Source organism: Nocardiopsis sp. LDBS1602, assembly GCF_035818715.1.
In the GTDB taxonomy this organism is placed as follows: domain Bacteria; phylum Actinomycetota; class Actinomycetes; order Streptosporangiales; family Streptosporangiaceae; genus Nocardiopsis; species Nocardiopsis alba.
Genome location: NZ_JAYLVW010000009.1, coordinates 201,497 through 210,902, shown reverse-complemented (window position 1 = coordinate 210,902; position 9,406 = coordinate 201,497). Strand labels below are relative to the sequence as shown.

The 9,406-nt window shown below is 69.8% G+C and carries 9 protein-coding genes and 1 rRNA gene; 5 read left to right on the top strand and 5 right to left on the bottom strand.

The genetic code is table 11. The features are described 5' to 3' along the window. A 5S ribosomal RNA gene (gene rrf / locus U9J66_RS22365) occupies positions 1–115 on the top strand. Between the two features lie 165 nt (positions 116–280). On the opposite strand, the gene U9J66_RS22360 is transcribed toward rrf, so the two are convergent. From U9J66_RS22360 to U9J66_RS22345, 4 genes are all read right to left on the bottom strand, one after another. Next, on the bottom strand, positions 281–1,318 hold the full coding sequence (locus tag U9J66_RS22360) for a M23 family metallopeptidase (RefSeq protein ID WP_326338607.1): 1,038 nt from the start codon (positions 1,316–1,318) through the stop codon (positions 281–283). 191 nt (positions 1,319–1,509) lie between these two features. Next, entirely contained in the window at positions 1,510–2,091 is a 582-nt protein-coding gene (locus U9J66_RS22355; RefSeq protein ID WP_014908244.1) for a methylated-DNA--[protein]-cysteine S-methyltransferase, read from the bottom strand. Further along, entirely contained in the window at positions 2,088–3,581 is a 1,494-nt protein-coding gene (locus U9J66_RS22350; RefSeq protein WP_442789869.1) for an AlkA N-terminal domain-containing protein, read from the bottom strand. Before U9J66_RS22350 ends, U9J66_RS22355 begins: the two co-directional genes overlap by 4 nt. Before the next feature lie 65 nt (positions 3,582–3,646). After that, complete coding sequence (locus U9J66_RS22345; protein ID WP_161111241.1) at positions 3,647–3,964, bottom strand: hypothetical protein; 318 nt, start codon at positions 3,962–3,964, stop codon at positions 3,647–3,649. A gap of 145 nt (positions 3,965–4,109) precedes the next feature. Here U9J66_RS22345 and U9J66_RS22340 point away from each other — a divergent pair, with 145 nt between their 5' ends. From U9J66_RS22340 to sucD, 3 genes are all read left to right on the top strand, one after another. Further along, entirely contained in the window at positions 4,110–4,520 is a 411-nt protein-coding gene (locus U9J66_RS22340; RefSeq protein WP_326338603.1) for a cobalamin B12-binding domain-containing protein, read from the top strand. Between the two features lie 366 nt (positions 4,521–4,886). Continuing rightward, the gene (gene sucC / locus U9J66_RS22335) at positions 4,887–6,068 is read left to right on the top strand and encodes an ADP-forming succinate--CoA ligase subunit beta (RefSeq protein ID WP_014910146.1); all 1,182 of its coding nucleotides are present in this window, start codon (positions 4,887–4,889) and stop codon (positions 6,066–6,068) included. Between the two features lie 13 nt (positions 6,069–6,081). Further along, positions 6,082–6,960 carry a succinate--CoA ligase subunit alpha gene (gene sucD / locus U9J66_RS22330; protein WP_014910114.1) on the top strand — a complete coding sequence of 293 codons (879 nt, stop codon included), beginning with the start codon at positions 6,082–6,084 and terminating at the stop codon, positions 6,958–6,960. Between the two features lie 82 nt (positions 6,961–7,042). Here the strand turns inward: sucD and U9J66_RS22325 are convergent, their stop codons facing one another. Beyond that, positions 7,043–7,561, bottom strand: coding sequence for a DUF1707 SHOCT-like domain-containing protein (locus U9J66_RS22325; RefSeq protein WP_014911177.1), 519 nt, complete (start codon positions 7,559–7,561; stop codon positions 7,043–7,045). 173 nt (positions 7,562–7,734) lie between these two features. On the opposite strand from U9J66_RS22325, the gene U9J66_RS22320 reads away from it, so the two are divergent. Further along, positions 7,735–9,342, top strand: coding sequence for a cell division protein PerM (locus U9J66_RS22320; RefSeq protein WP_326338600.1), 1,608 nt, complete (start codon positions 7,735–7,737; stop codon positions 9,340–9,342). The last annotated feature ends 64 nt before the right edge of the window (positions 9,343–9,406 follow it).

Genomic DNA, 9,406 nt, shown 5'->3' with positions numbered 1-9,406 from the left:
GTGGTGGTTATTGCTGGAGGGTCACACCCGGTCTCATTCCGAACCCGGTCGTTAAGTCTCTTTGCGCTGATGGTACTGCCCTGTGGTGGGGTGGGAGAGTAGGTCGCTGCCACGGTTTTTCTTGGAGAGAGGGATGCCCCTGTTGTGGGGTGTCCCTTTCTTTTTTGTGTGTTGGGGGATGCCTTGGGGTGCCCCCCTTTTTTTTGTGCCCGAAAACGGGAGCGGGGCCGGACGGCGGATCATTCTCCGCCGTCCGGCCCCGCCCGAGGGTGCGGGTCGATCAGAACCCGTAGTTGTACAGGGAACCGCCCGGGTAGACGGTGCCGACACCGTCGCGGTAGGCGTAACCGCCGTAGGAGGCGCCCTCGACGAAGGTCCAACCGCCCAGGGTGCGACCACCCAGGCCGACGTACCAGCCCGCGGCGTTCGGGTCGGTGTAGGCGCGCAGGGCGAAGTGGATGTGAGCACCGGTCGTGGAGCCACCGGCGCAGAGGCTGTTGCCCTGGGTGCCCAGGTAGTGGCCGACGCCGACGTTGTTACCGGGCAGCCACTGGTAGTCCTCCAGGTGGTAGTAGTCCGTGGAGTAGCCGTTGTCGTGGATGACGCGGGTCCAGCCGCTGCACAACGAGTAGGCGTAGCCGCCTCGGGCCGCCCGGGCCTGACCGTTGCCGCCGGCGAAGTCCACCGAGCTGTAGGGCGGACCGGAACTGAAGCCGTGCGGGCCGCCGGTCATCACCATCGAGGTGCCGATGGAGAAGGGCAGACCGACCCCGGTGTAGGCCATGGGGGAGATCTGCTCGGGGTCGGTGGAGGCGGCCACGGTCTCACGCTGTTCCGTGTCCATGAGGTCGGAGCCGGCGAGGATCTCGGAGAACTCCTCGGTCCCCTCCAGGCCGACCTCCCAACCGTCGGAGTCGAGTTCGGCGGCGAACAGCCAGGCGTAGGGCTCCTCGCCCTCGACCTCGGGCGCGGTGACGATGGCGACCCCGAAGGCCGCGTCGTCGGAGGTCTCCCGGATGTCCACGCGGACGTCACGGTCCTGGGCGTCCAGGGTGGAGAGTTCGGTGGATCGGAAGTCCAGGACGTCGTCGATGACGGACTCGGCCAGGGCGTCCTCCGCGTCCAAGGCGGACGATGCTCCGGGAACGTCCACCTCCGTCGCGTCGAAGATGATCTCGACGTTGTCCGCGGCGGTGTAGGGCTCGATGGCCGGTTCCGCGGAGGCGGGCACGACCGTCGAGACGATGAGCGCCGCAGTCGCGGTCAACGCGAGAGTGCCGGCGGGAAGGAATCGGGGGGTGGGGGTGGGCAGTGTCAACGCCTCTCCTGGGGGAGTCGAGGGAACGGGGTATGACACCACAACCTTCGATCGTGGCTACCGCAGAGTAACCGGGGTCCCGGGGGCGGACAAGAGGGGCAGACGATGAAGGATCGGGGAACGTTCGGTTCGCGCGAGATCGGTACCGAGTGCCGCTCGCCGTTCGGTTCACGACACCTCGGGACCCCGTCTCACCTGGGACGCACGCCCTCCAGGGAGAGAAGGTGACGCTTTCTCTCCAGCCCGCCCGCGTAGCCGGTGAGACTCCCGTCGGCCCCGATGACCCGGTGGCAGGGCACGATCACACTGATGGGGTTGCGGCCGTTGGCCGTGCCCACCGCACGGGAGGCGGTCGGCCGGCCCAGTTCCTCGGCGAGCCGACCGTAGCCGGTGGTCTCCCCGTACGGGATGGTGGTCAGGGCCCGCCACACCCGGAGCTGCCAGGCGGTCCCGGCCGGGGCCAGAGGCAGATCGAACTCGCGCAACTCTCCGGCGAAGTAGGCGTTCAACTGCCGTTCGACCTCGACGAAGGGCGCGGCGTCGGCGATCCAGCCTTCGGGGATCCGGCGCGGGCTCTCGTCCTTGGAGAGCGTCCACACGCCTCCCAGGGACTCGCCGTCCCCGAACAGCAGTAGTTCGCCCAAGGGGGAGTCCATGGTCGCGTACCGGGTGGGGCCCGGCAGGGGCGTCCGGAAACGGACCGCCGGCACCCTGGCGGGTTCCGTCGCCTCGGGCAGGTCCAGTGGGAGGGTCTCCTGGTCGGTGTGGATCATCGTCCTCGTCGTTCCTCTCGGCTCCGTCGTTCTTCCATCCCGGTGGACGACGCCCATAGCAGGTGGGTGGCGTAGGAACGCCAAGGGCTCCAGTCCCGGGCCCTGGCGCGCGCGGCCGCGGGGGTCGCCGTCTCGCCGGACCTCTCCAAGGCCTGACGGACCCCCAGGTCGGTCTCCAGGAACACGTCCGGGTCGCCGAGTCCGCGCATTCTGGTGTATCGGGCGGTCCAGGGACCGATACCGCGTAGTTCCACCAGCCGTCGTTCCGCCTCGTCCCGGTCGCAGCCCGGCCCCAGGTCGATCCGGCCGGAGGCGATCGCCTCGGCCAGTCCGAGCAGGGCCCGGCTTCGCGCCCTGGTCAGTGGAAGGTCGTCCGGGCTCGCCGCCGCCAGGTCCTCGGGCGTGGGGAAGGTGTGGGTGAGGCCCCCGTCGGGGGTCTCCAAGGGACGTCCGAACCGTTCCACCAGCCGTCCCGCCAGAGTACGCGCCGCTCGGACCGAGACCTGTTGGCCGAGGACGGCGCGGAAGGCGGGCTCGGCCGGGTCCACCTGACCCGGGGAGCGTACGCCCGGGTGCGCGCGCAGGGTCGGGCCCAGGATCGGGTCGGCTCCGAGGACGTCGGCGACCGCCTCCGGATCGGCGTCCAGGTCCAGGAGGTCGCGGCAGCGTCGGACCGCGCCGGCCAGATCACGGGGGTCGGTCAGGCGCAGGCGGCAGGCCACGTGCCCACCGGCCCGGCCGGTCCCGGGGGAGAGTTCGACGGTTGCGGTTCCGTGCGGGAGCCGGAGGGCGCGTCGGTAGATCCCGTCCGTGTACTCCTCGACGCCGGGGACGGCCCGGTCCCCGAGGAAGGCGAGCGTGCCCTCCAGGTCGATGGGGCTTCGGTAGGGCAGGCGCAGGGTGATCGTGCCGGAGCCGGTCGCGGTGGCCCGGCCGGCCGCCGCCTCGCGCATACGGCTCGGGGAACGGTCGTAGACGGCGCGCATGGTCTCGTTGAACTGGCGGACGCTCGAGAATCCGGCGGCGAAGGCGGCGTCGGCCATCGGCATGTCGGTGGTCTCCACCAGGATCCGCGCGGTGTGCGCGCGTTCGGTCCGGGCCAGGGCCAGGGTGCTCGCGCCGGTCTCGCCGGTGAGCAGACGGTTCAGCTGGCGTTCGCTGTAGCCCAGGGCGGCGGCCACGGAGCCCACCCCGCCCCGGTCGACGGCACCGTCCCTGATGAGTCGGACGGCGCGGCCCACGACGTCGGCCCGCAGGTTCCATTCGGGAGAACCGGGAACGGTGTCGGGGCGGCAGCGCTTGCAGGCGCGGAACCCCGATTCCTGGGCCGCGGCGGCGGATCGGTAGAAGCGGACGTTCCTTCGCAGCGGGGTGATCGCGGGGCAGCTCGGGCGGCAGTAGACGCCGGTGGTGAGCACGGCCGTGTAGAACACCCCGTCGAATCGGGCGTCTCTACTGTGCACCGCGCGGTAGCGCTGTTCGTCGTCCATCACGCCACCCATGTTCGCCGAGCGGGGTGACGCTCCGCCGGCGGTTTTCGGACATGGAGGTCGGGTCAGGCGCCCCGGTCGGTCTCCCCGGTGATCTCGGGGGCGGCGTCGTGTTCCACGAGGTACTGGATGTAGACCGGGCGCAGGGCCTCCTGCACCTTCGGGTCCTGTTCCGAGGAGAGCGCCTCGTAGAGGAGTCCCGAGACCTGGGCGACGCTCGCCTCGCTGGCGTCCGTGTTGCCCGCGACCGCCTCGGCCGCGGGGATGAGACCGAGCAGTTTCCAGAAGAACCGTACGTCCCACCGTTGCCGCGCCAGTTCGACGGCGCGTTCGCGCAGGTCCTCGGTGCTGGTGTTCGCGAAACCGTTGACGTTGTCGTCCATGGACGGAAGATACCCGCACCCGTGCCCGCCACCCATGGGTGACCTGCGTTACTCTGCTCAGGAGTTCATCATCTCCTCCCCGGCGCCCGGGGAGCCCCCACAAGGGGTGCCGGGTGTGGACGGGGAACGTAGTGAGGGGTTAGTCATGGCCGAGGCCACCGCACGTGTCGTCGTCGCGAAGCCGGGACTGGACGGGCACGACCGAGGGGTCAAGATCGTGGCCCGGGTCCTGCGCGACGCGGGTGTCGAGGTCATCTACACCGGCCTGCGGCAGACCCCGGAGATGATCGTGTCCGCGGCGCTCCAGGAGGACGCCGACGCGATCGGACTGTCGGTGCTGTCGGGCGCCCACATGACCATGTTCGGTCGGGTCATGGAGTTGCTGCGCGAGAACGACGCCACCGACATCAAGGTGTTCGGCGGGGGGATCATCCCCGAGGCCGACATCGCCGAGCTGAAGGGGATGGGGGTGGCCCGGATCTTCACGCCGGGAGCGCCCACCGAGGAGATCGCCGACTGGGTCCGGGAGAACATCCGTCCGGCGCACACCGTCTGAGGGCTCCGTGACGTTGATCGCACTCGGGTGGGTGCCCCTCCAGGGGTGAAACGTCCCCGAAGTGTGTTATCCGCCGTGTCTCTGGTCACAGATTTTCCCACGTGAACGTGGATGGAGCGCCGCATGAGCGGCTTTTGTGCGCAGGGGCACCGGGAGAACGTCGCCCCGGTGTCAGATCGCGGGATCCCGGGCGACTAAGCTTTGCGCATGTCGCGGGTGGCAACGCCGCGGCGATCTCGATCTTGAGTAGGCGGCTCGACCCTCATGGGGTCGGTGTCGTGTGACACGCCCTTCGTGCGTCACCGCCGATCCGGACACGCCACCCCGGTACACACTTGAGCCAGCGAGTTACAAGGACGGACCCTCGTGGACCTGTTCGAATACCAGGCGAAGGAACTCTTCGCAGAGTACGGGGTTCCCGTACCCCAGGGGAAGGTGGCGAGCACGGCCGCTGAGGCGCGTGCCATCGCTGATGAGTTCGCCGCCGCGGGCAAGCCCCGCGTCGTCGTGAAGGCCCAGGTCAAGACCGGTGGCCGTGGTAAGGCCGGCGGCGTCAAGGTCGCCGAGGGCCCCGAGGACGCTCAGGCCAAGGCCGAGCAGATCCTCGGAATGGACATCAAGGGCCACACGGTCCACCGTGTCCTGGTCGAGGAGGCGAGTGACATCGCCGAGGAGTACTACTTCTCCTTCCTCCTGGACCGCGCCAACCGTGACTTCCTCTCCATCTGCTCCGCCGAGGGCGGCATGGAGATCGAGGAGGTCGCCGAGACCAACCCCGACGCCGTCGCGAAGATCTCGATCAACGCGTTGCAGGGCGCTCCGGCGGACATCGCCGCCGAGATCGTCAAGGCGGGCAAGCTGCCCGAGGCCGCCGCCGCCGGTGCGGCCGAGGTCATCACCAAGCTGTGGGACGCCTTCGTCGGCAAGGACGCCACCCTGGTCGAGGTGAACCCGCTCATCCTGACCAAGGACGGCCGGGTCGTCGCCCTCGACGGCAAGGTGACCCTGGACGAGAACGCCGAGTTCCGCCAGGACCTGGAGAGCCTGACCTTCGCCGAGGAGGGCGACCCCCTGGAGGTCGCCGCCAAGGCCAAGGGCCTCAACTACGTCAAGCTCGACGGCGAGGTCGGCATCATCGGTAACGGTGCCGGTCTGGTCATGTCGACCCTGGACGTGGTCGCCTACGCCGGTGAGGAGCACGGTGGGGTCAAGCCCGCCAACTTCCTCGACATCGGTGGCGGCGCCTCGGCCGAGGTCATGGCCAACGGCCTGGAGATCATCCTGGGCGACCCCGCCGTCAAGAGCGTGTTCGTCAACGTCTTCGGTGGCATCACCGCCTGCGACGCCGTCGCGAACGGCATCGTCCAGGCGCTGGAGCTTCTGGAGGAGCGCGGCGACGACGTCAGCAAGCCGCTGGTCGTCCGTCTGGACGGCAACAACGCCGAGCTGGGCCGCAAGATCCTCGACGATCGCGCCCACCCGGCCGTTCGACGGGTCGACACTATGGACGGCGCCGCCGCTCAGGCCGCCGAGCTCGCGGCGAAGTAGGGGACAGGACACCATGGCTATCTTCCTGAACAAGGACAGCAAGGTGCTGGTCCAGGGCATGACCGGCTCTGAGGGCACCAAGCACACCCGCCGGATGCTGGCTTCGGGCACCGACATCGTCGGTGGCGTGAACCCGCGCAAGGCCGGTCAGAAGGTCGACTTCGACGGCACCGAGGTGCCGGTCTTCGGCTCCGTCGCCGAGGGCATGGAGGCCACCGGCGCCGACGTCACCGTGATCTTCGTTCCGCCGAAGTTCACCAAGGACGCCGTCATCGAGGCCATCGACGCCGAGATCGGTCTGGCCGTCGTGATCACCGAGGGTATCCCGGTCCACGACACCGCCGCCTTCTGGGCCTACGCCGGCTCCAAGGGCAACAAGACCCGTATCATCGGCCCGAACTGCCCCGGTCTCATCACCCCGGGTCAGTCCAACGCCGGCATCATCCCGGCCGACATCACGAAGCCGGGCCGTATCGGCCTGGTCTCGAAGTCGGGCACGCTCACCTACCAGATGATGTACGAGCTGCGCGACATCGGCTTCTCGTCCGCCGTCGGCATCGGTGGCGACCCGATCATCGGCACCACCCACATCGACGCCCTGGCCGCCTTCGAGGCGGACCCGGACACCGACGTGATCGTGATGATCGGTGAGATCGGTGGCGACGCCGAGGAGCGCGCCGCCGACTTCATCAAGGACAACGTGACCAAGCCGGTCGTCGGCTACGTCGCGGGCTTCACCGCCCCGGAGGGCAAGACCATGGGCCACGCCGGCGCCATCGTCTCCGGTTCCTCCGGTACGGCCGCCGCCAAGAAGGAGGCCCTCGAGGCCGTCGGCGTCAAGGTCGGCAAGACCCCGAGCGAGACCGCCCGTCTGGCGCGCGAGCTCTTCTAGGGTTCCTCGACCCTCGGGTCGAACACGGCTCCGCCCCGTCACCGTTCTCCGGTGGTGGGGCGGAGCCGTTCGTGTACCGGGGTCAGCCTTCGTCGATCTCCCGGGGGCCGCCCCGTTTCCCGTGACGGCGGTTGTAGGCGATCTGGCCGACGAGGGGGCCGATCACGATCAGGCAGAAGACGCCCAGGAAGACCGCGATGGAGGTGATGTCCCCGCCGATGAAGGTGGGGACGCCCCACACCAGGAGCAGGAACCCTCCCCACCCCATGAGCGCGCCGACGTTCCTTCCGGGGTTCTTGCGGTCGACCTCGTCGTGGTCGTCGTCCCGTTCGGCCGGGGGCGCTGGGCTCTTCGAAGGCACGGGGGCGTTCTCCGCGGTGGGGCCGTCGACCATGGAGGCGGGCCACAGGGCTCGAGGCAGGTCGTCGAAGAGCGGACGCAGGTCGGTGTCGGTGATCGCGTGCAGGGCGGTCTCGGAGCGGCGTTCGTGCTCGTCCAGATCCAGCCGTCCCTCTTGAAGAGCCGTGCGCAGATGAAGCAGGGCCTCGTCGCGTTCGGCGTCGGAGAGGCGGTAACCGCGGCCGGGTGTCGGCTCTGTCATGGGGTTCCTTCGCGGGGGCAGGGGTCGTACGTCCTGGGACGTATCTTCTTCGTTCCCGGTTCCGCGGCTCCGACGCGGGTACGACACGCGCGGCGGGGATACCACGGAGCATTCCGGTCCCTGGCAGCATAAGTCGGGTGAGTACGCCAGGAACTCCCCCTGACCGAGGCCGAGTGTCGAAGACGGGCACCGCCGCCGACACGGCCGAGCCCCGCCCGATCTATTCCACGGGTGGGATAGCCGCCGCCTCCGCCGCCGGTATCGGCGTGGCGGTGATCGTCACGTTCACCATGGTCGGTTGGGTGGCCGCGCCCCATGACACCTTCGGTGAGGACATCGCCGATCTGCTGCGCGGGGCCGTCCTGGCCTGGCTGGTGGGCCACCATGTCTCCTTCGCCATCCCCGAAGGGCAGATCAGTCTGCTGCCCATGGGGCTGGTGTTGTTGCCCGGGCTGCTGTTGTACCGGTTCGGGCGTTGGCTGGCCCGTAACTGCGAGATCGGGCGGCTGCGGCACGTGTACCGGGCCGCGCTGGCCATCGCCGGCCCCTACGCGGCCATCGCGGGCACGCTCGCCCTGCTCGCGCGCACCGATGTGGTCGAGCCGAGCATGCCGCGCGCCCTGCTGATGGGTTTCGTGATCGCGTTCATCTCCGGGGGAGCGGGGGTGCTCCGTCAACTCATGCGGGACAAGGGGGTCGCGGCGGGTGATCTGCTCGCCCTGATGCCGGACCGTACGCGTTCGCTCATGGTGGGGATGCTGGTGTCGGCGGGCACGCTGCTGGCCGGCGGGGTGGTGCTGTTCCTGGCGGCGTTGGCGTTCTCCCTGCCGGACGCGATCGCCATCACCCGCTCGTTGGCCCCCGGTGTGGTCGGCGGCGCGCTGCTGTTGATCGTCCAGTTGGCCTACCTGCCGAACGCGGTGATCTTCGCGGTCTGCTACTCGCTCGGTCCGGGGTTCGCGCTGGGCGCGGAGACGGTGGTGGCGCCGACCGGGGTTTCGGTGGGCGCCCTGCCGGCCCTGCCGTTGCTGGCGGCGGTGCCCGCCAACGGAGCGGCGCCGATGTTGTCGTTGGCGGCGTTGGCGGTGCCGTTCCTGGCCGGGACCATCGGTGGCGTGCTGACCCAGCGCAGCGCTCCGGACGTGGTGAGCGAGGCGGCCCCGTTGTGGGGGTTCGTGTGCGGGGTGACCACGGGCATCCTGTACGCGGCCCTGGCGGGGGTGGCGGGGGGTTCCCTCGGCGCCCAGAGGATGACCGATGTGGGCCCGTCCGCCTGGCAGGTGGGGCTGGTGGCCGCCCTGGAGGTGGGCGTGGCCGCGGCCGTCGCGGCGTGGGTCGCCAACTGGTGGTACACGCGGGAACCGCGCCGTGGGGGCGAGGCCGCCCCCCGGAACGAGGTCTCCGTTCCGGAGAAGGCCTCCGACCGGGCTCCCGTGGCGGTGGAGCTGCCGCCGGACGTTCCGGTGGGCAAGGGCCTGGCCACGGTCACCCCGCTCCGGGCCCGTGAGGACGATGAGCCCGGGGAGGGGGCGGAACCGGAGGAGGCCGGTATCGCCGAGCGCCGTGCCGAACTGCGGCGCCGTCGGAAGGCGCGCAGGCACGATCGTTCCCTGGAGCGGCGTGCCCGTAAGGAGGCCCGCAGGGAGCTGCGCTCTCGGCGTCGGGAGGACAAGGGCGGTCGGTGGCGTCGTGGCGCTTCGGACGAGCCCTCCGAGGAGGAGATGTACGGCATCACCTACGAGGCCGCTCCGGAGGACGTGGACCCCGCCCCTCGGTCCTGAGAGGGGCCTGCGCAGGTACGACGAAGGGCACGGCCCGGTGGCCGTGCCCTTCGTGTTCCGTCGG

Coding starts and splice junctions, on each gene's coding strand:
- U9J66_RS22325 (WP_014911177.1), bottom strand. CDS start 7,561: ATGACAGAGCCGACACCCGGCCGCGGTTACCGCCTCTCCGACGCCGAA.
- U9J66_RS22345 (WP_161111241.1), bottom strand. CDS start 3,964: ATGGACGACAACGTCAACGGTTTCGCGAACACCAGCACCGAGGACCTG.
- sucD (WP_014910114.1), top strand. CDS start 6,082: ATGGCTATCTTCCTGAACAAGGACAGCAAGGTGCTGGTCCAGGGCATG.
- U9J66_RS22340 (WP_326338603.1), top strand. CDS start 4,110: ATGGCCGAGGCCACCGCACGTGTCGTCGTCGCGAAGCCGGGACTGGAC.
- U9J66_RS22350 (WP_442789869.1), bottom strand. CDS start 3,581: ATGGACGACGAACAGCGCTACCGCGCGGTGCACAGTAGAGACGCCCGA.
- U9J66_RS22355 (WP_014908244.1), bottom strand. CDS start 2,091: ATGATCCACACCGACCAGGAGACCCTCCCACTGGACCTGCCCGAGGCG.